Origin of the sequence: Alteribacillus sp. YIM 98480, from assembly GCF_009765375.1 — a bacterium.
Lineage (GTDB): Bacteria > Bacillota > Bacilli > Bacillales > Marinococcaceae > Alteribacillus.
Window position 1 is genome coordinate 198,051 of the sequence record NZ_VTOK01000005.1, and the last position, 24,886, is coordinate 222,936.

Consider the following 24,886-nt stretch of genomic DNA (forward strand, 5'->3'; position numbering starts at 1 on the left):
TTATGTTTCGCATCACTGGGCGAATTTACCTTGAAAATTCATACAAGAACCTTCATATTTGACAGAAAAGGGGGTTCGGCATGCGATACGATATACAACCAAATGAACGAGCTTTCTCAACAAAGGAAGTTGCAGAAGAAGTGGGAATTGCAACAACCACTGTTCGAAAATACGGTCAAATCTTAGAGCGGAATGGATATGAGTTTTTTAAAGATGGTGATAGGCGTATTTTTGTTCGATCTGACATCGAAGCTGTTATTGTCATACGTGATACGGAAAAGCCCATAGATATAACAGCTAAAGACCTTGCCTATCAACAGACAAAAAGATTAGAAGGATTCAATAAAACCGACCTTGCGATATCTGATACATATGATATGTCCTCTCAAGATCCCAATCAAGTTAAAGATTTATTAAAGGTTTTAGCCAATGAATTAGCAGCCACACGGGAGATGAATGTTCAACTGAAAAACGATATGTCCCAGCTTAAAACAACGGTTTCTAAGCTCCAGCAAGATCATCATGTTATAAGCTCTGGTGTTGGAAATGCAGCTCAAAAAGCTCAAGCTAAAATGGATAAAATAACGGAACAACAAAAGAACCATTACGAACTCTTGCTGAAGCAAGAAAAACAAAAAAGTGAATTGTTACGAAAAGAAATACAAGCTATGCGGGACGAGCAGCAAATAGAATGGCGTTCACAAAATGATTTTAATAAACGTTTAGAAGAAGCAGTACATAAACCTAAAGGGATATGGGAGAGGCTTATCTCCAAATTCCGTAACTAAGCTGGTTAAAGTATGATTGAAATGAAAAAAGGTAAAACGTTTGTTACGTCAAGGCATTTCCTCATCCATAGGAAAATTGGACTTGGCAAAAAAGTTGATTATGACACATATGATGGATTGTTTATGAGGATGAATAAAATGATTTTGTTCAGATTATCATGCAAAACATGAGAAATGAAACTAGTCATGGAGTTGATACACGAAAAAGCATATGAGTCCTAGATATGAATCATCGCTGGACAACTATATTCCAATAGTAAAGGAGCTTGGATTTTGGATCCTAAGCTCCTTATCTGGTGGTGAGATATCATGTGACATGAGTAGCTAGATTGTGTAGGTTGGCACTCAGATACTTTATCACCGTTGTAATTCCTTTTGACGAAGTTCAACGCGGCGGATTTTTCCGGAAGTAGTTTTTGGGAGCTCCTTAATAAATTCAATACGGCGCGGGTATTTATAAGGAGCCGTGAGCGCTTTTGTATGATCCTGGAGCTCTTGTATTAACGATTGTTCATTTTTAACGTTATCGGGATCTTTTAAAACGATATAAGCTTTTACAATACTGCCGCGGACTTCATCTGGACAAGCTACGACGGCACACTCTTTTACCGTATCATGTTTGGTGAGTGCATCCTCGACTTCAAACGGGCCAATTGTGTAACCGGAACTGATAATAATGTCATCACTGCGTCCTTCAAACCAAAGGTAGCCATCCTCATCTTTAGACGCCTGGTCACCGGTCAAATACCAGTCTCCTCGAAATGCAGCTGCTGTTCGTTCCGGATCTTTATAGTATTCTTTAAAAAGAGCCGGACTATCTTTGTGAAGAGCAATGTCGCCGACTTCTCCTGGTGCTGCCGGCTGTCCTTCATCATTAATCACTTCCACTGTATTTCCTGGCGTCGGTTTACCCATTGAACCTGGCTTTATGGTCATATCGAGCAGTGTACCGACTAAGAGCGTATTTTCTGTTTGTCCATAGCCGTCACGGACATCAACATTAAAGGCTTCTTTAAAAGCTTCTATGACAGGACGATTAAGCGGTTCACCAGCAGAAACAGTGCTGCGCAGATCTGGTAACTTATAAGCAGACAAGTTATCGACTTTTGACATCAGCCGGTATTCTGTCGGAGTGCAGCAGAGCACTTGTATTTTTTCTTTTTCGAGCAGGCCAAGATACGTATGTGGATCGAATTTTCCCTGGTAAACAAACGCCGTTGCTCCCAGGGTGATTGTCGATAAAAACGGACTCCATATCCATTTTTGCCAGCCAGGTGCTGCTGTCGCCCAGACGATATCATTTTCTCTTACACCGAGCCATTCTTTAGCAGCTGTCCGCACGTGAGCATATGCCCAGCCGTGGGTATGTACCACCCCTTTTGGATTTCCTGTCGTTCCTGATGTATAAGAAAGAAAAGCAATATCATCACGGGAAGTATTTTCACCGCTGCATTGGTCGCTTTGAAGCATAACGGTTTCTTCAAATGGTTCCCAGCCTCTTTGATTTTTGCCGATAACAAATTTCTTTTGCAACGAAGGCGTGCTTTCTTCTATTTTGTCGGTCTCCGCTGTCGCGTTGTGATAAGCGATGACACCTTTTGCTCCAGAATGGTTGATCCGGTAAGTTAAGTCTTTAGCCCGGAGCATTTCTGAACAGGGGATGGCTACAATACCTGCTTTTAGACAAGCGAGGTAGGTCATATAGGCTTCTGGAAGGCGCGGCAGAATAATAAGAATCCGGTCACCCTTTTCAAATCCGGCTGCAGCCAGGGCGTTAGCGTATTGATTGGTTCGCCGGATTAACTCAGCGTAAGACACTTCCAGTCGGTTGCCGTCTTCACTTAACCAGCGTACCGCAATCCGGTTCTCATCATTTGTAAACGCTTCCAATTCATTTGTTACATTGTACTTTTCTGGAGCAATTAAATCTTCTCTGTTCAAAAAATCCCCTCCCTTTAAATCTAAAAAGACTATGTTCTCGTTTCATTATACTAAAATAAATAAAATTTTGAAATCTTTTTTGAAAGGCGTTTGAATTAGATGAAAATTTCACGTAGAGCAAACAAAGGCTTCCACCCCTAAATTTGGTGGAAGCCCAGTTATTTATCGGTGGATGCGAGAGCTATTTATAATGGCCGCCGATTTTTTGTGCGCGCAGCTGAGCCTGGCCTGCATTGGTAAGAGAAGAAGCATAAAGGAGCGTGCCATTACCAAAACGTTCTTTTAATTCATCTACTGTTTGATTCAAAGTTTCGCGGTCGTGAAGGGAGTGAAACAGGTTGAGCTGGCGAAAAGTGTCATCTGCGAGCTGGTCGAGCGTAATACCGACACTTCGTAAGGGATATTCGTCCCAATGCTCATGAAAAAGCTCGGCAGCCGCATCATAGATCACTCTTCCGTCATTGGTGTAATCCTCGAGTTTTTTCTGGCGATGAAAGCCAGCCGGGAAGTCAAAATCATGGCCACCTGCACCGGCTGACACCGTGGTGCCCATGTAGCCGTTCTGTCTGGCACGGCGCGCCACTTCTTCACTTAGTTCCCGCAAAACGACTTTCACTTCGTCCCACGTATAATAATCGCGCGGGAGCGTCATATGATGACCAATACCTTTGCGGCGGATATGGGTGTCGACTGTTACCGGAGAGGGGTCCCATCCGTACGTCGTCCGCCAAAGCAGCTCTCCATTAATGCCCCAGCGCTTTTTCATTTGTTCGAGCGGAAAGCGGGCAAGCTGGCCGATGGTGCGGATGCCCATGTTGCGAAGGTGGCGCTCCATCCGTTTTCCCACACCAAATAAATCCCCAATCGAACGCGGCCACAGCTTCTGCTGTAAATTATTTTGAGATAACGTAAAAATGCCTTCTGGCGATTTTTTTGCGAAATGGTCGCAAGCCATTTTGGCAAGCACTTTTGTCGGACCAATGCCAACACGGGCGTTTACGCCGAGCATTCGTTTAATCTGCCGTTTCATACGCGCTGCTGCTTTCACAGGATCGCCCCCGAACGGTTCAAGAGAATAGGTCATTTCCACAAAAATTTCATCTACACTGTACGGTTCGACTTCATCACTGAACATTTCAAGCACGGAGGCAATTTCAACCGATGCATTTAAATAGGCCTGCATACGTGGTTTAATGACAACGAGATCCGGACATTTATTTTCTGCTTCCCAAAGAGCTTCAGCTGTTTTTACTCCCCACTGTTTAGCAGTCGGGCAGGCTGCCAGGATGACACCGCTGCGGATTTTTGGGTCTCCTGCCACCACGACGGGTTTATTTTCAAGATCGGTGCGGCAGACCTTTTCAAAACTCGCATAAAACGATTGCATATCCACTAAAAAGACGATCCGCTCCATTCTCATCGCTCCATTAAAAAGACTCGATATAGTTCTATTATATGGGAACAAACGTTCTTTAACAACAGTAGACATTTTCCATCAGCCGCTGCCAGAATTCTTTTTAAAAAAAGATAGCCCGTGATATAATAGCTTTACATTCGTCGAGAAAGGAGGAGAAGATAATGGAAATGGAAAAGCAGGTTTTAGGAGCGCTTCACAACATTCAGGAAACTCTAAGAGAACATGGACAAATGCTCTCAGCCTTAAAAACGGGCCAGGAAGAATTAAAAGCAGAAATAGACAGCGTGAAAGTACAGAATGCCAAAGAATTCAGCGAAATAAAAGACCGGTTGGAGAACCTTGAAGCAAGCCATGACGTACTAAAAGATGAAACATGGACAAACAAAAAAGATATATACCGCATAAAAAACACATTAGGTTGTTTAAAATGAACCCGCTTTTCCCCTTAGAATCCTTTCCGAACTTGTCTTCCTTACGTTATGATGGGTATAAAAAGGAGTATTTTATGATAGATGCTCATATCCATTTAGAACAATACGAAAACATTGAATCCAGCATAGAAAAATGGAAAAAAGCCGGCATCCAAAAAGTCGTAGCTGTTTCCAATAATCTCGCTTCTTCCTACAAAACACTAGAGCTAAAAGAGAAATTTTCAGACTTTATTTTGGCAGGTGTCGGTTTTCATCCAGAGAAAGGTCTGCCCAAAGAAGCCGATTTTCAAGAATGGCAGCGTCTTGTATACCAGGAGCGAGATAAAATAGCATGCATAGGAGAAATTGGTCTGCCTCATTATGAGCTTGAGCAGCTCCCAACTTCTATCGAACAACACATTAATTTTTTAAATAGATGTTTGCACACAGCAAAAGATCACATGCTTCCGGTTGCATTGCATGCGGTTCATGACAAAGCAGAAATCGTATATCAGCTTTTGCAGCAAGAAACCCCGCATCTGCCCGCTCATTTTCACTGGCTGAAAGCACAGCCGGAAGTTGTCCGGCAGATTACCGCCTCCGGTTATTACATTTCTCTTACCCCAGAAGTTTGCTACCGCCATAGAGATCAAATGTTAGCTTCCATGATTCCAACCGAACAAGTATTAATAGAAACAGATGGGCCATGGCCGTTTGAGGGACCTTTTAAAGAAAAACAAACGACACCCTTGTTTCTTTCAAATATAGTGTCATTTTTAGCTAAAGAAAGAAATAAGAACAAACAAGCAATCGAAAAGACAATCGTACATAATACGCTGAAAATGTATGGGTGAGCAATTATTCTAGACGTTTGAGAGACATAACACGAGGGAAAAGAACAAGCACAAAGACAACAGAGAATAGATAGGAGGCGTGCTAAAATGAAAGTAGACCAATTATTTAATGAACAAAACGAAGAGATTCAATTTGATTCCGGTGAAATTAAGGTGAAAAATGATGATCCTGAAAATTGGGAAGTAAAAATATATGGAGTCGAAAACCAGCGCTTTTTTATGGAAGGTCTGCGAGACAACCGTAAAGAACATCTAACGTTTGAAACAAACAAAGGAACGATGAATGGCATCGTAGATATTGAAACCTTTGACTCGGCCTCTGAAGAAAACGTGGTAACCATGAAAGGGACAAGCACATTAAATGGCTACAAACAATAAAAACGAAGAAAAGGAAAGGACAGCTTTTAAATGTCCTGCCAAGTAAAAAAAGCCTGAACTGTCCATGACAGTTCAGTTTTTTTTTCTTTTGAAATCGAGTCATAATCTGCTGCCAGACAGGTCAAAATATCATTGTGTAATCAGTCAAACCAATAGCGAGAAAAGGGGATGCGGAAATTATGACAAAAACGAAGCGGGATATTAACTATAAAACAGCATTAATTGGCTGGAGTCTCCCTTCAATCGAGGCGATCGACCAGATGAAACGGCCATTTGTGATCGTAGGACCACCGGGCATGGAAGATTATGCAAAAAAATATGATCTTCCCTATATTTCGTGGGACTTTGAAGATTATAAAAAACGAGTATCAATGGAAGAAGTATGTGATCACTGTGAAGAGTTGTTTCATGCATTAGAAAATGAAAATGTAAAGCTTGCTGTTCCGTTATTTGAAGATACAGTCGAATGGGCTGCCGCTATTAATGCTCGATTGCAAAATGACCCGAAAATCTTCAAACACAGCTTATTGTTCCGTGATAAAGCAAAAATGAAACGGCGGGCGCTAATGGGAGGCTTAAAAGTAGGAGTATTTGAAGAAGCGCGGACGAAAGAGGAAGTAAAACAATTTTTAAGACGAGTAAATGATGCGCTATTGAAAGAAGAAGAAGAATTAGATCCTATACACGTAAAAGCATTTAACAAAGCAGGCGATGTCGGTCATCGTGTTATTCGTTCTGAACAAGATGCTGAACAGCTTGAAGAGGAGACATTTCCATGTCTATTAGAAAGTCACCTTGATGGTGTCGAGGTATCTTGTGAAGTATTTATTCATAACGGAAAAATCCGCTTTTTAAACATTACGGAATATATCGTATTCGGTTATTCGATGATGGCCCCGCCTTCTCCTCCAATAGAAAAGCAGCGAAAGAAAATTCGCGGTGCCGTTCAAGCTCTGATAAAAGCGTTTGATATCAAAAATGGTCTCATCCATCCAGAATTTTTTATAGACGAAAATGGTTCCATTAGTTTTATTGAAGTAGCGCACCGTATACCAGGGGGAAACATCTTTGATTTAATCCAAAAAACGTATAATTTCAATCCATATCAAGCCCATATTCTTGTTTCGGATCCAAATACGACCGATGAAGAACTGAATAAATTTTTCCCGAAAGAACACAAATTCAAAGGGCATGCAGGCAGTTTGATGGTTTATCCGCGAGTGGAGAAAATTGAAAAATTAAACGTACCGCAAGAATTAGAAGAGCACCCGGGATTTGACCGTCACACTATGTTTACCCCTGTTCAGCGAAAAGTAGAAGAGTCAGAAGGATTTGGAAATCCTCATGGAGTTGTCTTCTTCCATCATGATGATTGCGATCACGTTAAACAACCACTGCAAGATTACGCACAACATGATTTCTTCATATAAAACAACATTTTAAATGTAAAGGTGGGATAAGAAAATGGCTGTACAAATGAATACTGGCGGAGAAATTAACACATTTGAAGCTGCTTTTAACAATTTACAACAGGCTGCTCCGTATGCAAAAGAAATGTATCAAAATCATGTATTTCAAGTGGCCAAAAAGTTGGCAGAAACCAGGGAAGGAATCAAAGAATTATATGAATTTGCCCCCAAGTTTGAAGAAGCCGGTGTGTTTGAGGGAGGACCATGGGAAAACCCATCTAAATTACAGCCGGCCTTGGTGAACGGCTCCTTACGAGTAGACGGTGTCGAATCCATTGTGGCGCTCTTGAGCGAGCTTCGTATGCTCGCACTTGCAAAAGAAACGTATACTCACGAAAACGTGACGGCAGAAGATGCACATGAATATTTAAACGAAGTGATGGCTAATAATTTAGATTTTATTTTTCCAGAAGAAGTAGATGAAGACGGCGATGAACAAGGCAAAGAAACAGAGAGGGCGCAGCGCCTTTTCGAATTGGTTGTTGATGAATTAACACTACAATCGATTTCGAGCACGCTTATATCAGAGATTAAACGGCTTACCGTACAGCGTCCGATTATGACCAATCGGATTCGTGTCATGATCCGAAAAGCAGAGCAATTAATGCATGAAGATGTTGATGAACAAGACAGAGAGGAGATTGAACGCTTTCATTATGCTATTTCGACTCTCACTCCTTTGACTAGAGAATTTGAGGACTATGGAGAGTACAGGCAGCAGCTAAAAGAAATAAGTGAGGAAGAATTAGAAGAAGAAGCAAAAGCTTTTGGCAGCTCCTTGCACGATACCGGACTTGTTTCTCCTTATCATGTTGTTTTAATGAGGCATTTAAATCGAAATGATAAAAAAGAATTAATGAAATTTGCTTTAGGACTGAGTGATAATGGTTATGCTCACCTAGAAGAACATTATGAGATGGTGCAGCAATTAATAAAAGTTGCGGTTCACATACCTACAAGGCAATCGATATATGGACTGGCGCGTCTTTTAGAAAGAGGAGTCTTGTCCCAAACCCCGGTAAAGCCTGGTTTAAGACGTTTAATTGAACTTGATATTAACCAGGATGTCCGTAATACGCTCATGGATGCGACGCATAGCAAAAAGGAAGGGCTGACCGCCAATGATGTATTGACAGCAGGTGTTATGAGTGTGCTCGGTCAGCCGCTTGGAATAGGCCAAGGATTAAATCCTACCTGTCAAAGCGCAAGAGCTCTAAGTCTGTGGTCTATTCATGCGCCGGGCTATTTGCTTGAATTAATACCAAGAGCAGCTAGAGATGGAGATATTGATGTTAGTTTTGAAGGGCAGCCTATCCATTCAAAAGATTTGCCGGGAGGACTTGCTCCAGAGCTGCATGAAGAATTAGATCCAGTTTCCCTTGTTCTGGTTCCGCATTTAGATCGAATTTATGCGGAAATGGTAAGACGCGTACAATTTAGAGGAGATGACCCACATAAATGGGTAAATCCAGCGTTTTATGGTGACTGGATTCCAAAAGGGTTCAGTAAAGTGTTTCAGCATAACACGCAAAACATCGTCGATTATCAAGGATTTGTCCGTTTATTTTATGCAACCCATCACCCAGAGTACAATGAAGGCCACGAAATGATTTATCCTAATCCTGTAGGGATCGCTATTACAACCGTCTATGGAAACTTTTTAGGATTCCACGCGATAACGATTCAACGGATTGCCAAAGACTCCGAAGGTAATTACCGCGTGTATTTTTATAATCCTAATAATGACAGTTCTCAAAATTGGGGACAGGGAATTGAGCCTGCTGTACAAGGACACGGTGAAATAGAAGGAGAATCTTCTCTTCCATTTCATGAATTTGTTTCACGTTTGTATGCTTTTCATTACAATCCTTATGAACAAGGTGATTCGTTTGCGGTTGATTCGAATAATTTAGAGGAGATTGAACGTCTTGCTAAAGAAAGTTGGGGGCAAGAATTTCAATGGTTGTAATAGTTAAGTGGTACGAAGCTGTCTGTACCAAATATTCATCGACTCAAGTTGACCAGAAATGTTGCTGTTGCGGACCATCCGGCCTCCATAGGTAAAGCCGTGATAGATATTTACTACGTTCATGCCAAGCGATAGGGAACGGGAATAAGAAAACAAGGTCCATATCTTTTTTTGCTGCATCAGGCGAATTAAAAAAGAAAATTGATAAGAAAGCAGCCCTTTGTTTCGGTGCTCTTCTATCGTGGCGCAATCACTCATTTCTGCTGACTGAAACGATGGCAGGACATCAGCTGAACAGGCACTGATAATCCGGTCTTTATGCTCAATGACAGTAAAGTATACTTCGTTTTTCATAACTCCACGAATAAAGTCTGGATCATGCATCGGAGTTGGATACGTTTTAAACACAGAACGATATAACCGAGACATCTCTTCGGCATCGTTCTCGGTAGGACGGCGCATCGTGTACTTGGCGGGCAGAATCGATCTGCCTGCTTTTTTTGTCACCGCACAAGCCTGCTCTATCACCCTTTTTTCCTTTTGAGGGTCCACAGTATAATTACGGGAAGGATGTAAAAAGAAGGAATAAATGAAAGCATCTTTGCCTTTGAAAAATCCTTTAATTGCTCCTTCTAATTCAAATTGTTTTAAAGATTCCCTTGTTCTATCTTCTTGTGTCACATAAAAAATCAGTTTATCACAATGCTGTGTTCTTGCGACTCTTTTTAACGAATCAAGGAAAAGAGGCATTTTTTCTTCTTTTGGTAAAGCATAAATTTTTATACGTTCGCTAAATGGTTCTATTTGCATATAATTGGTTAATAACATCGGAAAATGTTTTATGAGTTGATTCATGATAGCCCTCCAGTCTTCCGAAAAATGACCGGTGTTATTCCGGCGTGTCGTACTATCTATACGAAGGAAAACAGGGAATTAGAATGTAAATATTTTTGCAATTTAATGAAACAAAAAGCCGTTCCCGAAAAATTCAGAAACGACTTACCTAATCATACAGGGTGCGAAGCTATTCTAACTGCAATGGGCTTTTATTGGCTGGGAGGAGTGTTGGTTTCCATGTACAACGGCAAAGTTTTGAACGGTCATACCATGTTTTTGCAGAAGTCGTATGCTCAGATTTTTAGACACTTTATCTGGAGCAACAAGGAAAACAGTATCAGCATGAATAGTGTTAATATGTCTTTTTAAATAAGGATACGGCAAAGTATACGCTTCTTTTACAGGGTAGCGGTCCGCCTCCTGATAGTCGCGGATGTCCAGGATTACCATGTCTGATGGAAGCGGCTTATCCGGAAGTGGAGCGCATTTTATACCAGGGACCGGTATCCATCTTTTATATCCAACGACCAGCAGTAAAGCACCTAGTAGAACGATGATCGACCACGTCAATGAGTTTCCCTCCCGAATGTTTATCATCATGTACTGATAGACATTAATTTCTTACTGGAAATGTATCTTTATACTCCAGCGCCTGTATTTGTGTTCCAGTCATGTTTTACTTTATAGGGAACCGGGTATGAAGAGCAAATAAAATGCATGTCACACAACAAGAAATAGTATACTACAAGGACAAGCTGTTGGCATAGAGATAAGAATAGAAAAATGCAAATGAATTTAGAAACAGTAGAATATTTGATACAGTGAAGGAAAGATATAGCAGGAGGTGATCGGAATGTCAGAGGAACAACAAGAGCTTATTGATCGCATATATGCTGAGCTAGAAAAGGTAATTGATCCTGAACTCGGCGTCGACATTGTAAATTTAGGACTGGTGTACGGTGTAGACCTTGACGAAAAAAAAAATGTATTTATCACCATGACATTGACGGCTATGGGATGCCCGCTAGCTGGAACGATTGTAAATGATATAAAATCAGCACTAAAGGATCTGCAAGAATTTGGAGAAATTAATGAAGTCGATGTAGAAATTGTGTGGAATCCACCTTGGGATAAAAGCAAGATGTCCCGTTACGCGAAAATAGCACTTGGCGTACCGGAAAATTAAAAAGAAAGCTGTCCGGCTAAAAGTGGTACCGGACAGCTTTTCTTATGGGACATCATGTCCCATCGAGGCATGAAGTATTTCAAACCATTGATCCCGCGTAAGAGTATACTTGCTTCCTTTTAAAGCTGCTTGAATACGATGTTTCTGGTGCGAGCCGGTGATAGGCATAACTTGGCAAGGATGCTGATAAATCCAGGCGTAAAGAGCTTCATCGATAGAAGAGGCATCTATTTCTGATGCAATTTTTTTCGTTGCTTCTCGAATCCGAACTGCTTTAGCATCTGAACTAGTAAAAATCTTACCACCGGCAAGCGGCGACCAGACCATGATCGGCATCTTTTTTTCTAAAGCATAATCAAGTGTGCCGTCCCAAATATTTTCAAGCTGATAAGCAGAAACTTCAACTTGATTTGTGACAAGCTCCACATTCATATGAGATGACAACATTCGCAAGTGGCGGGGTTTAAAGTTAGAAACACCAAACGTACGGACTTTTCCTTGTTTATGTAATGTGTTAAAGGCGTCTGCCATTTCAGCGGGATCCATCAGCGGATCAGGTCGATGAATGAGCAGCGTATCAATATAGTCTGTATGAAGGTTTAGAAGTGAACGTTCAACCGACGCTATAATATGAGTTTTACTAGTATTGTAATGATGGGTTTTATGCGCTGGACGGTTTTCAGATGGGAGAACAATGCCGCACTTCGTTACGATCTCCATTTTCTTACGCAGTGAAGGAACTTCTTTTAACACCTTGCCAAAAAGCTCCTCACAAGTATAGCTGCCATAAATATCGGCATGATCAAAGGTAGTAATCCCCTGTTCGATGTTCCACTCCATCAATTCCTGCAGCTCTTTTGTCGAAAGCCCCCACTCATTTAACCGCCATAAGCCGTGAATAACAGAAGAAAATGATAAATCATCCGTGATCTGAATACGTTTCATGTTCTCTCTCCTTTCTTTGTCTTACATATTCTACAGAAATCAGCATGTATGGAGAAGCAGATCTGTTACGTTTAAAGTAAGAAAAAATCAGGAATAGTAATAAACAAAGAAGGAGGCTTCACATCATGACAGACGAAACTAAATCAAACAAGGAACAGGAAACAACAGAAAATCTAGAAAAAAGTATGCATAAAGCTCATGGAGTGACGCAAGAAGAATATAAACGAAGTCTTGATAAAAAGATTGAAGTGGAAAAAGAAAGAGAAAAAGATTATAAGAAAAACAAAGAAATCCAAACTGAAGTCGACAATCATATGAAAAAATAGGACAAACCGATGAGGGAGAGGAACAATAAGATGATTAAAAAATTTATTAAAACAGCCGTGATTGGATACTTGTTTCGTTATGGCAAACGGTTGTTAACACGAAGAAAAAGGGGATATTAAAAAAAGATCGTACCCACAATTACGGCTGGGTGCGATTTTTTTGAAAGGTAAGAAATTATAAATAGTTGGCGTTTTTGATGTCTAGCTTCAGCGCCCAGCCGCTCAGGCGCACACGATAAAGAGGAACTTTTGCTAAAACCGCGAACGTCCTGTCGCAACGCAAAAGTCAACACCTCCTGTGCAAGCCCGTTCAGCGTTGTCACAGGACGTCCTTCCACACGAATGTGGTGACTTCTACGTTGCACACTCGTCGCCAAAAACGCCACGTCCTGTGGCATTGGCGACATTAGCACATCCTATGCGTCGACGTGTGCGATCTTAGTAGAAGTTCATTAAAATGAGCTGAACGTCTTATGTCTTCCCTTTCGACTCCGGGCCGCAGGCGACCTTGCGCGAAAGCTCCAAAACCTGTCGCGGGCTCCCAGGATGGGAGTCAGTTCGGCGTTGTCACAGGACGTGACGCTCGTAGCCGAACTTCCTTCTTTTAAGGCGCTTACGCTTTTCTTAGCTCTATTATATAATTTGGGCTATTTTCTAAAATAGAGTGTAAAAACGAAATTTATACAGAAAATACATAGTAAACAGGACCTTAAACGGAAAAGGGTGTTTACATTGAAAGTTGCAGAATTGCTCATTAAATGTTTAGAAAATGAAGGCGTAGAATACATGTTTGGAGTGCCGGGAGAAGAAAACATCGATATTATGGATGCACTTCTCGATTCAAACATTGAATTTATCGTAACAAGACACGAAACCGGTGCAGCTTTTATGGCTGGAACGTATGGCAGATTAACGGGGAAGCCCGGTGTTTGTTTAGCAACGTTAGGGCCAGGCGCTACCAATCTTTTAACCGGTGTGGCAAACAGCAATATGGACTTAAATCCGATTATTGCTATAACCGGGCAAGCAGGTCTTTACCGGCAGCATAAAATTTCCCATCAGTACTATGATTTAGTATCGATTTATGATCCTGTAACAAAATGGAGCGCTCAAATAAAAAAAGCAGACATTGTACCTGAAGTCGTGCGTAAAGCATTTCAAGTAGCCACTCAGGAAAAAACGGGTGCGGCCCATATTGATGTTCCAGAAGATATTGCAGGGATGAAATTTGACGCAGCTCCGCTGGAAATTACTGCTCATTCTATCTCCACAGCTGGAGAGCAAGTGATTGAAAAAGCTGCTTCTATTATAAACAAATCGCAGCACCCTCTTATTTTGGCGGGAAATGGAATAACACGGGGCGATGCAGTGGAGAGCTTACGGACACTCGTGAAAAAAACGAACATACCTGTGGTTCACTCTTTTATGGGAAAAGGCGCACTGTCATTTGAAGATGAGTTAAGTTTATTAACCGCAGGTATAGGCGGTAAAGATTACATTACCTGCGGCTTTAGTGAATCAGATTTGATTGTGGCGATTGGGTTTGACATGGCTGAATATCCGCCAAGAAATTGGAACCCCGAAGGAGCCGTTTCTATTTTACACATTGACGCAGAAGAAGCAGAAACGGATGCACATTATCCTGTTACATTAAACGTAATAGGTGATATCAATGAAAATTTAAAAAAGCTGAATCAATTTTTGTCACCTACAGAAAGAGATAACAGCTGGGTGAGTGAAGTTCGTAAAGAAGCACTGAATGAATTAGAAGAATTCAAAGAAGACAATCATTTTCCAGTAAAACCGCAAAAAATTATTTCAGACTTACGTTCCGTATTAAAAGAAGACGACATCGTGATTTCGGATGTGGGTGCTCACAAAATGTGGATGGCAAGGATGTACCATACGTATCAGCCCAATACATGTTTGATTTCAAATGGCCTGGCATCAATGGGAATAGCTGTTCCTGGGGCGATTGCAGCGAAAATGGTTCACCCCAATCGCACAGTTGTAGCCGTTTGCGGAGACGGTGCTTTTCAAATGACAAGTGCCGAATTAGAAACCGCAAAACGATTAAACCTTCCTATTATCGTTTTATTATGGAGAGACGAAGGATACGGATTAATTGAATGGCATCAAATGAGAAATTTTAATCGGTCTGCCTATATTAAATTCGGAAATCCAGATTTTATCCAGCTCGCTTCTTCTTATGGTTTTGAAGCCCTGCAAGTGAATAAAGCAGAAGATGTCAAGCAAACCTTAGAAAAAGCCATAGCAATGAAGAAACCTGTGTTGATTGACTGTCCAGTCGATTATAGTGAAAACATGAAATTAACGAAAAAATTAGGAGATATTATTTGTTAATTATAGGAGGGAAAGCATGCGGATTGGTTCTATTATAGATGGGATCGAACGAAAAGAAGAAAACCGGGAGACGCTTCCAGTACGGAACCCGTACAATCAAGAAAAAGTAGCGGATTTGGCTTTAGCGGACGAATCGGATTTAGAAGAAGCCGTAAATAATAGCTTTGAAACGTTCCACTCTATCATGAAAACGATGCCGGCACATGAACGTTCAGATATTTTAAGAAGAGCAGCTGACCTGCTTGAAGAACAAGCGGAAGATTTTGCTGAAACCATCGTGCAAGAAGCAGGTAAACCTATTACGTTCAGCCGTGCAGAAATTAAACGATCCGTTCAAGTTTTGCGTTTTTCCTCTGAACTAGCCAAGCATATAATGGGCGAAGTTATTCCCATGGATGCCGCTGTAGGCGGGGAGAATAGAATAGGTATAGTAAAACGGGAGCCTTTAGGTGTAGTCGGAGCGATCACGCCTTTTAATTTCCCATTAAACTTGTCTCTGCATAAAATCGCTCCGGCTATAGCAGCAGGAAACACGATCGTGTTTAAACCTGCTGAAAAAACACCAATTACAGCGTATAAGCTGGTTCATTTATTTCAAGAAGCGGGTCTGCCAAAGGGGATTTTAAACTTACTTATAGGAACAGGCGAAGAAGTTGGAAGTCCGCTTGTGGCACACGATAAAGTGCATAAAATTTCATTTACTGGGAGCTTGCCAGTAGGAAAAAATATCCGTGAAAATGCTGGGTTTAAAAAAGTGACGTTAGAATTGGGGTCCAATTCACCCAATATAATATTTGATGATGCTGATATTCATCAAACGGTAACGGCTCTCGTAAAAGGGGCTTTTGCTTTTTCTGGCCAGGTCTGTATATCAGCCCAAAGAGTGTATGTACAAAAAAATGTCTATGACACATTTCTTAAAGAGTATGTCAAACAAACAAACGCATTAAAAATTGGAGATCCAAAGAGGGAAGAAACAGATATTGGCCCGATGATTAATGAAGAAGAGTCCAAACGTGCAAAACGCTGGATTGATGACGCGGCAGAAAAAGGAGCGAACATTGAAACCGGCGGGACACGAGATGGGACCATCCTGACCCCGACCATTATGACGAATGTGGATAAAAATATGAAAATTATCGGTGAGGAAGTGTTCGCACCGATAGTATCCGTCATTCCTTTTGATAATGAAGAAGAAGTGATTGCATTTGCCAATGATTCCATTTACGGACTACAAGCTGGTGTTTTTACAAAAGATATCGACCGAGCGCTGCGTTTAGCTGATCAATTAGAAACGGGCGGAGTATGGATTAATGAAATTTCTACGTACCGTCAAGACAATCATCCCTACGGCGGTGTGAAACAAAGCGGAATAGGAAAAGAAGGCGTTAAATATGCGATAGAAGATATGACTGAAATAAAATTTATCGGGATAAAACGAAATGGATGAGCTGTCCGCGGTAATACTGAGCTTCGTGCAGAGACGGCGGTGCTCTCGACAACTGGAAATATTTACAAATACTCACCATCCAAAAATTTAGATTATCAGCAGCAAAACAGCTGGCAAAGTTTTACCAATCTTCTTCAAGCGGCTGTGAAAAAAGACATCCAGATAAAAAATGGATGTCTTTTTCTATGATTCCCTCGAAAAAGTAGAACTAAAGGAGAGCGGCGAATGGTATTACTGGTTGAAGAAGCTTCGTTACAGAGATGGCGCGCTCGGTTTATTTCTGGAAAAAATTTCAAATACTCGCCGATTTCGATGATTTACTCGCCGTTTGCGACGGAATACTATCCAAAAACCAGAAAATACTCGCCAACCACAAAAATAGATTAATTAGCAGCACCACAGCTGGCTAAGTAGATAGAAAATGGTCGATACTAGTCCCCGCTCCTGGGTCTATAGAGGAAAAATGATTTAAATACAGAATTAATTAAAGAGTGAATCATTTAAATCTTACTAGACCCAAGGAGGCCGATATGGAAAGATGCAGTCTATGGTTGACAAAAGAAGAAATAGAGCCAGAACGATTAAAAGGAGCAACCGTCGTTGTGATCGACGTGCTGCTGGCAACAACAACGCTTGTTACGATCATGGAACGTGGAGCTCGTCGTGTACTGCCAGTAGAAAGTATGGAAGAAGCTCATCATTTGAAGTCGCAGTTGGATCCTTCCACTACTCTTACTGGGGGAGAACAAGGTGGGAAAGCTGTAGACGAATTTGACTGTTCTCATTTGTTAGATGACTACATGCCAGAACGGGTAAAGGACAAAGATATTATCTTTTTATCTACCAATGGAACCCGTGCGATCAAGAAAGTACAAAATGCGCAAAAGATAATTCTGGCTAATTTAAGAAACGTAAATGCTGTCGCAGATTATCTTAACCGTGAGTCGACAGAAAATCTATACATTATATGCTCCGGTGCCAGCGGCCATTTTTCAATGGAGGATTACGTTTGTGCATCATTAATTTTATCCCAATTGCATTTAGAGAATGTTAAATTAAACGATGCGGCCATGTTTGCTTTGGAACAAGAGATAGATTTAAAAGAAAAATTAAGAGAACTTATAGCAAAAGGCCGTGTAGGTCATAATACTCTTAAATTAGGACTAGAAAACTTATTTGAGTTTACGGTGGATGTCGGTGCTTCTAATTCCATTATAGGCGTTAATCAGGAGGGGGAATTATATTTTCTTTCTGTCGGCAGTGAAGTGAGATAATCTTTTAGATAGGTGAATGCATTCCATCATTCATTTCTATATCATTATAAACGAACATATTATAACATTTCCTCGTTTATCATTCGATTTTCGCTTGAGGCGGACGCTTTCACTCTCGGGGCACAAGCGCGACATTTACTCCAATTTTCTTTGTTTGTTATCGTAGTGTCTTCTTTGCCGGGGCGTGGCTTCAGCCTCCTCGGCGCAAACTCCTGCGGGGTATTTAGCTCAAGCTTGTCCCGCATGAATCGCCGCCTTGCGCTGCAATCGATATAATGCTCATTTTTGATATTCAAAATAGCACTTATGAAATTGATTAGGTATAAATAGTACATGAAAACCTTTGCCTATAAATAGGGACAAAGGTTTTTTGTACGCGGTTATCTTTGCTGCCTAAATTCATCTTTCAGGGTACATGCGTTTTTCAATCATAAGTCAGATTCTTTTATCCAGCTTCTTGCTCTTAATGCTTTTACAATATGATTAATACCAACCATATAGGCCGCATTTCTCATTCGGATGTTTTTTTCTTCTCTCATTTTTATGACATTTTCAAACCCGAAAACCATTCGTTCTTCCAGCTTTTTGTTTACTTCTTCTTCTTTCCAATAATAATTCATTTCATTTTGAACCCACTCGAAATAAGAAACCGTTACCCCGCCAGCGTTACATAAAATATCAGGAATAACAAATATATTTTTTTCTTCAAGAATTTGATCTCCTGCCGGTGTAGTTGGTCCGTTTGCAGCTTCAGCGACAATTTTTGCTTGTATAGCGGGGGCTGTATTTTTGGTGATTTGATTTTCGATCGCTGCTGGGATGAATATATCAACCGGCAACCCAAATAAATCTTCATTAGTTAATGGATCAGCTTTTGTATATTCACTCACACTTCTCCCATCTTTTACAAAAGATAATAATTCAGGAATGTCTAATCCATTTTTGTCATAAATGCCTCCTTTTGCATCTGTCACTGCAACCACTTTAACTCCTAATTGATATAAATATTTTGCTGTCATGCTGCCGACATTTCCAAATCCTTGCAGGGCAGCGCTGGATGCACTTAAATCCATTCTGAGAACTTTGGCTGCTTCTCTTATCGTTAATACGACACCTCTGCCTGTAGCTGCTAGTCTTCCTTGCGACCCGCCAATAATAATCGGCTTTCCTGTTAGCATCCCAGGGATGTTATAGCCTCTTAACTGATCATACTCATCGACCATCCAGCCCATCACGGTAGGACTTGTATTAACATCTGGCGCAGGAATGTCTTTTTGAGGACCAATAATGGGAGTTATTTTTCGAATGTACGTACGACTTAATTCCTCAAGCTCTCTTTCAGAAAGTTCAGCTGGGTCCACAATGACCCCGCCTTTCCCGCCCCCAAGCGGCAGATCCAAAATGGCTGACTTTAATGACATCCAAATAGACAAGGCTTTTACTTCATCAATATGAACGTTTGGGTGAAAACGAATGCCGCCTTTGGTAGGGCCGAGTATATCAAGGTGCTGAGAACGGTATCCCGTAAAATTTCGAATATTCCCATCATCCATACGAACAGGTAAAGAAACTTCAAGCACTCTAATCGGTTTTTTTAATAAATGATAAATATTTTCATTAAATCCAAGTTCTTCGACTGAACTCTTTAGCAGTTCTTTCACAATCTCTAACGGGTTTTTATTATGTGTCGTAATATCTGCTTCGACTTTATCATTTTGCGTCATCCTATAACCTCCTATAATCAGGCTGCATATTAATAAAGTCCCGCATTTACCCTTTGGATATGTAAGTAATATACCGACAAATATTTGCCTGTAATGTAAGGAATACTATAAGGAAATCTTCGCTATAAGGGGACTGATTAGGATGATTAAATCTAATATGACGATGATTTTACGTTTAGAAATACATAAGAAAGCCATTTCTTTTGGCCGCATCGCCACTGCTATTAGTGAATCGGGCGGAGACATGGTGGCTATTGATGTAATCAAAGAAGGTCCGGAAACGACAGTGCGAGACATTAGTGTTCATGTCCATCATAAAAAAGATCAAGACAATATTGTTCAATCGATAAAAACTTTATCAGGAGTTCATATTCGGCACGTCTCCGATCGGACTTTTTTAATGCATTTAGGCGGTAAAATTGAAGTTATCGCCAAAAAGTCCATCGATAATAGGGAAGAACTTTCTCACGTGTATACACCTGAAGTAGCAAGAGTCTGTATGGCTATAGAAAAAGACCCCGCCCTTGCATATAATTTAACGGTGAAAAATAATGCTGTTGCCGTCGTTTCAAACGCTACCGCTGTCTTAGGATTAGGCAAAATCAAACCTGAAGCAGCGATGCCGGTCATGGAAGGAAAGTCCATGTTGTTTAAACAATTTGCGAACGTAAATGCATATCCCATCTGTTTACAATCCCAAGATTCAGAAGAAATCATTCAAACCATTAAAGCAATTAGTCCTTCATTTGGAGGAATTAATTTAGAAGATATTGCTTCGCCTCAATGTTTTGAAGTAGAAGAAAGGCTTAAGGAAGAGCTGGATATTCCCGTATTTCATGATGACCAGCACGGTACAGCCATTGTTGCCCTGGCTGGGCTTTTAAATGCTTTAAAAGTGACGAAAAAAGAATTAGCAGATTGCAAGGTTATCGTTTGCGGTTTAGGGGCAGCGGGAATCTCAATTACAAAAATGCTGTTAACGGCAGGGGCTGAAAATGTTATTGGAGTAGACAAAGACGGGGCACTAACTCGTGAGAAAAAATACGACAATAAAATGTGGGATTGGTGTGCGAAAAATACAAATCCTTATGGTGAAAAAGGGGCGCTTTCTGCGGTTATAAAAGATGCAGATGTATTCATCGGTGTTTCCGCTCCAGATATTCTTGATGTGGAAGATATCAAAAAAATGGCAGATCAACCCATCGTGTTTGCGTTAGCAAACCCTAGCCCTGAAATTTCACCTGAAGTAGCAAAACCCTATGTGAAAGTAATGGCTACTGGAAGATCGGATTTTCCTAATCAAGTGAATAACGTATTATGTTTCCCAGGAATTTTTCGGGGAGCTCTTGATGCCAGAGCAACTGACATTAATGACGAAATGAAACTTGCAGCAGCCACCGCGATAGCTTCTGTCATTGATGAAGAAGAACTGAATGAAGACTATATTATTCCAGGAGTATTTAACGACAAAATTGTTCCAAGCATCCGTGAAGCGGTTATGAAAGCCGGTTATGAAACAGGAGCAGCTCATCGTTTCAGTTGAAAAAGGAAGCAGCAAGTAACTCATTTAAATAGTTTCCGCAGAAGTTTTCCAGCTTGTTTTCCTGCTGCTCGTCTGGCTATACGTTTACTGGCTGTGCCGCGCTTTACTGCATTTACGTCTCCTAAAATACGAGAAATCAAATAAAGAACACGGCGTACTTTATTAATACTACGTTTTCACCTCCCCATAACCAGCACTCATTCATTTAGGGTTTTATGTATTGCTCGAGCTTGCTTTTTGCCACTTCTAAAGAAATGGGAGCATTAGTGAGCACTTCTAGCATAACATCTGTTTTCCCTTGTTGGCGCAAGTAATAAAAGACATTTGGTTTTGTTGATTTCAAAATCGACATTATTTCTAAAGTAGGGAGCGGATTGTCTTTTGTTTCAATTCTTAAAAAATACCTTAGGAACATTTTGAAGTCATGAACAGAATGTTTATCGTCAGGATACGTGTCTATCATTTCTTGAAATTTCTTTATGGCTTGAGTTACTTCATCATTATTCATTGATGTGACCTCCTTTTTGCTTATTTCGACAAAATGCGATTAATTTTAAAGGGCAGCTAAAAAATTTATTTGAAAGCAGTATGTTTACCCATCATACTGAAAGAAAGGGAGGGAGAATTATGAATAGATTCCATTGCTGTGCAACCTGCAGGTGGTATGAAGTAAGAAAAACGAAAGGAAAAAAAGCAACCTATCACTGTATCAGGCTTGGCTATGAAACCCATCCTAAATACCAATTCAATTGCTGGGATCCAAAAGAAAAGGTACGAAAGCGAATGGAACAAGAAGGTGATTAACAAAGCCAAGAGGTGCGTTCTTCAAAATTGGTATAATCGATTTCATTCAGCCAGTCATAATCCGGGACTTGAATGCGTTTAGACTGTCGTCTTTTCTCAAGCTGTCGTTTTGCAAATTCGATTTTTTCATATTCTTTAATTAATGCTTCCACCACTTTGTTCATGTAAGCAGATCCGTAGCACACTTGTTTATCTTTCCATATGTGTTGAAACAATTTATATAAAAGGTCTTCGCATTTATATATTTTATTATCTTGTTTAAATCTTTTTTTAAAAGAAAAAGATTCCTTATCCAAATCTAGTTCTAAAACCATTGGAATATCAGAATTTTCTGAAGGGGCACGCTCTGAAAAAGACGGTCTGAAATCAGAACGGCCTGACATTGCAGCCTGCAAAATAACAATCAAATTGCTGCTGTTGCCGCCTGTTTTGTCTCTCATTACAGGAATGCGTTTAATAACATTTTTCTTTTCAAGGGCAGATAGTGCATAATTAGTCATGCGTTCGCTTTTTTGTACGTGGGCGGCTATGTTTTTCACTTTAATCCAGCTTACTCCTGGGTATTTTAAAGAATGTTGGGCTAGAATCGTAAGAATGTATTTTTCTGTGTGATTCATCTTAACGGATTTGATATGTTCTAAAACGTGGTTATTCATTTCTTCAACTGTAGTAAAAGAAACGTGCTTTTTGGCAGCTTCATGGTGGGCAGATCTTGTCATAAGTATTTCTCCTTTTTCATCTTAATAAAGTTTCTCATCTTATAAATGGATGCGAAAAAGACGAAAGGGGGAAAAGAGAAACAAACAAGTCCTAAAAAAATAGTCCTTATTCCTTCCTTCATTATTAAGAAAATTCAATAAAATAGTAGGTTTTTTGAAACACTATATTGTAAATCGATACCTCTCTTTGTACGATAAAGTCGATTTATTTCAAAGGAGGGGAAAATATGTCAAAAAAACCTATATCATGTCTGTTATCATCTGCTGCCGCATTAACGGCGCTGGCATTTACTAACGGGGGAGATGCTGCGGCGGAAGAACACACGGATGAACTTGTTATCATGGGAACCAGTGATGTACATGCCCATATCCTGCCGTATGATTATATGGCGGATGATGAAGACGAAACGATAGGCCTTTCTAAGGTTTATAGTGCTGTGGAAGATATTCGCAGTGAAAATGAAAACACCATGCTTTTGGACAATGGCGATATTATTCAAGGAAGCATCTTAGGAGACCGGCTGGCTTCTGAAGGTTTAGCTGATGATGAAACCAATCCGGTCATAGAAACAATGAATATCATGGACTATGAAGCGGCTGCAGTCGGCAACCATGAATTTAATTTTGGTCTTGAATTTTTAGAAGACAGTGTGACAGGGGCCGATTTTTCGTGGTTGTCGGCGAATGTTTTACAGGAAGAAAATGACGAGCCATTGTACGAGCCTTATACGATTATTGAAAAAGAAATCAACGGAGAAACATTAAACGTTGGGGTTATTGGCTTTGTTCCTCCTCAAATTATGACGTGGGACCAAACCCATTTAGAAGGGGAAGTATACACAGAAGAAATTACAGACGCTGCTGAAAGGTTTATACCAGAGATGAAAGACGAAGGTGCCGATATTATTGCAGCGATGGCGCATACGGGAATTGATGTCTCGGAGGAAGCGAGTGAAAATGCCGGGTACCAATTAAGCCAGGTGGAAGGCATTGATGCCATGATACTTGGCCACCAGCATAATGTATTTCCTGGGTCTGATTCATATGAAGACATCGAAGGAATCGACGCAGAAGAAGGAACGATTAACGGTGTTCCGGCTGCAATGCCTGGCTCGTGGGGAAGTCATCTTGGGAAAATTACTCTAACGTTAACAAATGATGAAGGAGAATGGAACATAGTAAATTCAGCAGCGGAAACAGTAGAGATTGCTGAATACGAGTCTCATGAGGAGATAGAAAATTATATTAGTGACGTTCATGAAGAAACGATTGAGTACGTGAATGCCCCTGTTGGAGAAACAGACATAGACTTACATACTTATTTTTCACGTGTGAAAGATAATGAAGTCGTTCAATTAATCAATGACGCTCAGCTTGATTATATGGAAGAGCAAGTGGAAGGGGAAGAAAAAGATTTGCCAATGCTCTCTGCAGCGGCGCCGTTTCGAGCTGGACGTGACGGTAATTTTACAAACGTGGAAGCTGGGGATATTGCGATTAAAGACGTAAATGACATTTATGTTTACCCGAATACACTTCACGTTGTAAAAGTGAACGGGGTTGAACTTGAAAACTGGCTCGAGCGCTCGGCAGAGAATTTTCAGCAGATTGACCCGGAAGGAAAAGAAGAACAGCGGTTAGTGGATCAAAGTTTCTCCAGCTATAACTTTGATATTATAGAAGGCGTAGAATATGAAATTGATGTAACCGAACCTGCTGGGGAGCGGATCAAAGATTTAACGTATAACGGGGAAAGTGTGTCAAATGAACAGGAATTTCTAGTAGCTACCAATAACTACCGTGCTGGCGGAGGAGGCGGTCATCTCGCGGATGCCGACCAGGAAACGGTACTTGCTACAACTGATGAAAACCGGCAAATTATCATTGACTATATTATGGAGCAAGACGGCCCGGTTTCTCCAGACCCGACAGATAATTGGCAGCTGTCTGATATTGAAACAAGCGGAGATGTTATCTTTGAAAGCCCATCTGAAGCAGAATCTTTAGCTTCTGAAACAGACGGCGTCGACTACCTCCGCGAAACAGAAAACGGCATGGCTGTGTTTGCTTATCGGTTTAACGCAACAGAAGAGGACGACGAAGAAAATAGAGAACACCCTGGAAAAGGGATTGGCAAGCCGGATCATGCTAGGAACAAAGGAAAGCCAGATCACGCTGGTGAACCAGGAAAGCCGGACCATGCTGGCAATCCGCACGACGAAAACGAATAATCAGAAATAGAACGGCAGCGAAACGTAAATCGTTCCACCTTTTCAAACAAAACGGCCGGCTCAAAAAAGGAGCCGGCCGCATTCTTTATTTTATTGGGTAAGGAAGTATACATTTTGGCGTTTTTGATGTCTAGCTCCAGCGCCCAGCCGCTCAGGCGCACACGATAAAGAGGAACTTTTGCTAAAACCGCGAACGTCCTGTCGCAACGCAAAAGTCAACACCTCCTGTGCAAGCCAGTTCAGCGTTGTCACAGGAC

The 24,886-nt window shown here is 40.8% G+C and carries 24 protein-coding genes; 15 read left to right on the forward strand and 9 right to left on the reverse strand.

What is annotated here, in order from left to right:
- The first annotated feature begins 80 nt into the window (after window positions 1-80).
- The gene (locus tag FZF09_RS08490; protein ID WP_158736153.1) at window positions 81-788 is read left to right on the forward strand and encodes a helix-turn-helix transcriptional regulator; all 708 of its coding nucleotides are present in this window, start codon (window positions 81-83) and stop codon (window positions 786-788) included.
- Window positions 789-1,145: 357 nt separating this feature from the next.
- On the opposite strand, the gene mbcS is transcribed toward FZF09_RS08490, so the two are convergent.
- Window positions 1,146-2,729, reverse strand: a complete 1,584-nt coding sequence (mbcS, locus tag FZF09_RS08495) for an acyl-CoA synthetase MbcS (RefSeq protein ID WP_158736154.1) — start codon at window positions 2,727-2,729, stop codon at window positions 1,146-1,148.
- Between the two features lie 181 nt (window positions 2,730-2,910).
- On the reverse strand, window positions 2,911-4,143 hold the full coding sequence (locus FZF09_RS08500; RefSeq protein WP_158736155.1) for a DNA polymerase IV: 1,233 nt from the start codon (window positions 4,141-4,143) through the stop codon (window positions 2,911-2,913).
- Window positions 4,144-4,307: 164 nt separating this feature from the next.
- Between FZF09_RS08500 and FZF09_RS08505 the strand changes: the two genes are divergently transcribed.
- The 5 genes from FZF09_RS08505 to FZF09_RS08525 all read left to right on the forward strand — a co-directional run bounded on the left by FZF09_RS08505 (window position 4,308) and on the right by FZF09_RS08525 (window position 9,226).
- Window positions 4,308-4,577: a hypothetical protein gene (locus FZF09_RS08505; RefSeq protein WP_158736156.1), complete on the forward strand. Its 270-nt coding sequence runs from the start codon at window positions 4,308-4,310 to the stop codon at window positions 4,575-4,577.
- 74 nt (window positions 4,578-4,651) lie between these two features.
- A complete protein-coding gene (locus FZF09_RS08510; RefSeq protein WP_158736157.1) occupies window positions 4,652-5,410 on the forward strand; it encodes a TatD family hydrolase in 759 nt (252 codons plus the stop codon).
- An 87-nt stretch (window positions 5,411-5,497) separates the two neighbouring features.
- Window positions 5,498-5,788, forward strand: coding sequence for a hypothetical protein (locus FZF09_RS08515; RefSeq protein WP_158736158.1), 291 nt, complete (start codon window positions 5,498-5,500; stop codon window positions 5,786-5,788).
- Between the two features lie 179 nt (window positions 5,789-5,967).
- Window positions 5,968-7,218, forward strand: coding sequence for an ATP-grasp domain-containing protein (locus FZF09_RS08520; RefSeq protein ID WP_158736159.1), 1,251 nt, complete (start codon window positions 5,968-5,970; stop codon window positions 7,216-7,218).
- A gap of 34 nt (window positions 7,219-7,252) precedes the next feature.
- Window positions 7,253-9,226 (forward strand): hypothetical protein, encoded by a 1,974-nt coding sequence (locus tag FZF09_RS08525; RefSeq protein ID WP_158736160.1) that lies wholly within the window; start codon window positions 7,253-7,255, stop codon window positions 9,224-9,226.
- Between the two features lie 3 nt (window positions 9,227-9,229).
- On the opposite strand, the gene ablB is transcribed toward FZF09_RS08525, so the two are convergent.
- Window positions 9,230-10,081 (reverse strand): putative beta-lysine N-acetyltransferase, encoded by an 852-nt coding sequence (ablB, locus tag FZF09_RS08530; protein ID WP_158736161.1) that lies wholly within the window; start codon window positions 10,079-10,081, stop codon window positions 9,230-9,232.
- A 174-nt stretch (window positions 10,082-10,255) separates the two neighbouring features.
- A complete protein-coding gene (locus tag FZF09_RS08535) occupies window positions 10,256-10,633 on the reverse strand; it encodes a sulfurtransferase (RefSeq protein WP_158736162.1) in 378 nt (125 codons plus the stop codon).
- A 283-nt stretch (window positions 10,634-10,916) separates the two neighbouring features.
- Between FZF09_RS08535 and FZF09_RS08540 the strand changes: the two genes are divergently transcribed.
- Window positions 10,917-11,249 (forward strand): metal-sulfur cluster assembly factor, encoded by a 333-nt coding sequence (locus FZF09_RS08540; protein WP_158736163.1) that lies wholly within the window; start codon window positions 10,917-10,919, stop codon window positions 11,247-11,249.
- A gap of 42 nt (window positions 11,250-11,291) precedes the next feature.
- Here the strand turns inward: FZF09_RS08540 and FZF09_RS08545 are convergent, their stop codons facing one another.
- Complete coding sequence (locus FZF09_RS08545; protein ID WP_158736164.1) at window positions 11,292-12,194, reverse strand: aldo/keto reductase; 903 nt, start codon at window positions 12,192-12,194, stop codon at window positions 11,292-11,294.
- A gap of 125 nt (window positions 12,195-12,319) precedes the next feature.
- On the opposite strand from FZF09_RS08545, the gene FZF09_RS08550 reads away from it, so the two are divergent.
- From FZF09_RS08550 to FZF09_RS08570, 5 genes are all read left to right on the forward strand, one after another.
- The gene (locus FZF09_RS08550; RefSeq protein ID WP_158736165.1) at window positions 12,320-12,520 is read left to right on the forward strand and encodes a YuzK family famiily protein; all 201 of its coding nucleotides are present in this window, start codon (window positions 12,320-12,322) and stop codon (window positions 12,518-12,520) included.
- Window positions 12,521-13,243: 723 nt separating this feature from the next.
- Window positions 13,244-14,884, forward strand: coding sequence for an acetolactate synthase large subunit (locus tag FZF09_RS08555; protein WP_233269449.1), 1,641 nt, complete (start codon window positions 13,244-13,246; stop codon window positions 14,882-14,884).
- 16 nt (window positions 14,885-14,900) lie between these two features.
- Window positions 14,901-16,334, forward strand: a complete 1,434-nt coding sequence (locus tag FZF09_RS08560) for an aldehyde dehydrogenase family protein (protein WP_158736167.1) — start codon at window positions 14,901-14,903, stop codon at window positions 16,332-16,334.
- A gap of 225 nt (window positions 16,335-16,559) precedes the next feature.
- A complete protein-coding gene (locus tag FZF09_RS08565; protein ID WP_158736168.1) occupies window positions 16,560-16,721 on the forward strand; it encodes a hypothetical protein in 162 nt (53 codons plus the stop codon).
- Between the two features lie 143 nt (window positions 16,722-16,864).
- The gene (locus FZF09_RS08570) at window positions 16,865-17,608 is read left to right on the forward strand and encodes a 2-phosphosulfolactate phosphatase (RefSeq protein WP_158736169.1); all 744 of its coding nucleotides are present in this window, start codon (window positions 16,865-16,867) and stop codon (window positions 17,606-17,608) included.
- A gap of 428 nt (window positions 17,609-18,036) precedes the next feature.
- Here the strand turns inward: FZF09_RS08570 and FZF09_RS08575 are convergent, their stop codons facing one another.
- The gene (locus FZF09_RS08575; RefSeq protein ID WP_158736170.1) at window positions 18,037-19,332 is read right to left on the reverse strand and encodes a Glu/Leu/Phe/Val family dehydrogenase; all 1,296 of its coding nucleotides are present in this window, start codon (window positions 19,330-19,332) and stop codon (window positions 18,037-18,039) included.
- Window positions 19,333-19,474: 142 nt separating this feature from the next.
- Between FZF09_RS08575 and FZF09_RS08580 the strand changes: the two genes are divergently transcribed.
- Window positions 19,475-20,875 (forward strand): NAD-dependent malic enzyme, encoded by a 1,401-nt coding sequence (locus FZF09_RS08580; protein ID WP_233269450.1) that lies wholly within the window; start codon window positions 19,475-19,477, stop codon window positions 20,873-20,875.
- Window positions 20,876-21,080: 205 nt separating this feature from the next.
- Here the strand turns inward: FZF09_RS08580 and FZF09_RS08585 are convergent, their stop codons facing one another.
- Window positions 21,081-21,383, reverse strand: coding sequence for a hypothetical protein (locus tag FZF09_RS08585; RefSeq protein ID WP_158736171.1), 303 nt, complete (start codon window positions 21,381-21,383; stop codon window positions 21,081-21,083).
- Window positions 21,384-21,502: 119 nt separating this feature from the next.
- On the opposite strand from FZF09_RS08585, the gene FZF09_RS22645 reads away from it, so the two are divergent.
- Window positions 21,503-21,679, forward strand: a complete 177-nt coding sequence (locus tag FZF09_RS22645; protein ID WP_199256764.1) for a hypothetical protein — start codon at window positions 21,503-21,505, stop codon at window positions 21,677-21,679.
- Here the strand turns inward: FZF09_RS22645 and FZF09_RS08590 are convergent.
- A complete protein-coding gene (locus tag FZF09_RS08590; protein ID WP_158736172.1) occupies window positions 21,676-22,398 on the reverse strand; it encodes a hypothetical protein in 723 nt (240 codons plus the stop codon). The genes FZF09_RS22645 and FZF09_RS08590 overlap by 4 nt on opposite strands.
- 227 nt (window positions 22,399-22,625) lie before the next feature.
- On the opposite strand from FZF09_RS08590, the gene FZF09_RS08595 reads away from it, so the two are divergent.
- On the forward strand, window positions 22,626-24,629 hold the full coding sequence (locus FZF09_RS08595; RefSeq protein ID WP_158736173.1) for a bifunctional 2',3'-cyclic-nucleotide 2'-phosphodiesterase/3'-nucleotidase: 2,004 nt from the start codon (window positions 22,626-22,628) through the stop codon (window positions 24,627-24,629).
- Here FZF09_RS08595 and FZF09_RS22785 read toward each other — a convergent pair.
- Window positions 24,569-24,841: a hypothetical protein gene (locus FZF09_RS22785; RefSeq protein WP_233269451.1), complete on the reverse strand. Its 273-nt coding sequence runs from the start codon at window positions 24,839-24,841 to the stop codon at window positions 24,569-24,571. The two genes, FZF09_RS08595 and FZF09_RS22785, sit on opposite strands and share 61 nt — an antisense overlap.
- Between the last annotated feature and the right edge of the window lie 45 nt (window positions 24,842-24,886).

Bases quoted from the DNA above. Each gene is read 5' to 3' on its own strand.
- FZF09_RS08490 (WP_158736153.1), top strand. From the start codon at position 81: ATGCGATACGATATACAACCAAATGAACGAGCTTTCTCAACAAAGGAA.
- FZF09_RS08500 (WP_158736155.1), bottom strand. From the start codon at position 4,143: ATGGAGCGGATCGTCTTTTTAGTGGATATGCAATCGTTTTATGCGAGT.
- FZF09_RS08505 (WP_158736156.1), top strand. From the start codon at position 4,308: ATGGAAATGGAAAAGCAGGTTTTAGGAGCGCTTCACAACATTCAGGAA.
- FZF09_RS08510 (WP_158736157.1), top strand. From the start codon at position 4,652: ATGATAGATGCTCATATCCATTTAGAACAATACGAAAACATTGAATCC.
- FZF09_RS08515 (WP_158736158.1), top strand. From the start codon at position 5,498: ATGAAAGTAGACCAATTATTTAATGAACAAAACGAAGAGATTCAATTT.
- FZF09_RS08520 (WP_158736159.1), top strand. From the start codon at position 5,968: ATGACAAAAACGAAGCGGGATATTAACTATAAAACAGCATTAATTGGC.
- FZF09_RS08525 (WP_158736160.1), top strand. From the start codon at position 7,253: ATGGCTGTACAAATGAATACTGGCGGAGAAATTAACACATTTGAAGCT.
- ablB (WP_158736161.1), bottom strand. From the start codon at position 10,081: ATGAATCAACTCATAAAACATTTTCCGATGTTATTAACCAATTATATG.
- FZF09_RS08540 (WP_158736163.1), top strand. From the start codon at position 10,917: ATGTCAGAGGAACAACAAGAGCTTATTGATCGCATATATGCTGAGCTA.
- FZF09_RS08545 (WP_158736164.1), bottom strand. From the start codon at position 12,194: ATGAAACGTATTCAGATCACGGATGATTTATCATTTTCTTCTGTTATT.
- FZF09_RS08550 (WP_158736165.1), top strand. From the start codon at position 12,320: ATGACAGACGAAACTAAATCAAACAAGGAACAGGAAACAACAGAAAAT.
- FZF09_RS08560 (WP_158736167.1), top strand. From the start codon at position 14,901: ATGCGGATTGGTTCTATTATAGATGGGATCGAACGAAAAGAAGAAAAC.
- FZF09_RS08565 (WP_158736168.1), top strand. From the start codon at position 16,560: ATGGTATTACTGGTTGAAGAAGCTTCGTTACAGAGATGGCGCGCTCGG.
- FZF09_RS08570 (WP_158736169.1), top strand. From the start codon at position 16,865: ATGGAAAGATGCAGTCTATGGTTGACAAAAGAAGAAATAGAGCCAGAA.
- FZF09_RS08575 (WP_158736170.1), bottom strand. From the start codon at position 19,332: ATGACGCAAAATGATAAAGTCGAAGCAGATATTACGACACATAATAAA.
- FZF09_RS08580 (WP_233269450.1), top strand. From the start codon at position 19,475: ATGATTAAATCTAATATGACGATGATTTTACGTTTAGAAATACATAAG.
- FZF09_RS08585 (WP_158736171.1), bottom strand. From the start codon at position 21,383: ATGAATAATGATGAAGTAACTCAAGCCATAAAGAAATTTCAAGAAATG.
- FZF09_RS22645 (WP_199256764.1), top strand. From the start codon at position 21,503: ATGAATAGATTCCATTGCTGTGCAACCTGCAGGTGGTATGAAGTAAGA.
- FZF09_RS08590 (WP_158736172.1), bottom strand. From the start codon at position 22,398: ATGACAAGATCTGCCCACCATGAAGCTGCCAAAAAGCACGTTTCTTTT.
- FZF09_RS08595 (WP_158736173.1), top strand. From the start codon at position 22,626: ATGTCAAAAAAACCTATATCATGTCTGTTATCATCTGCTGCCGCATTA.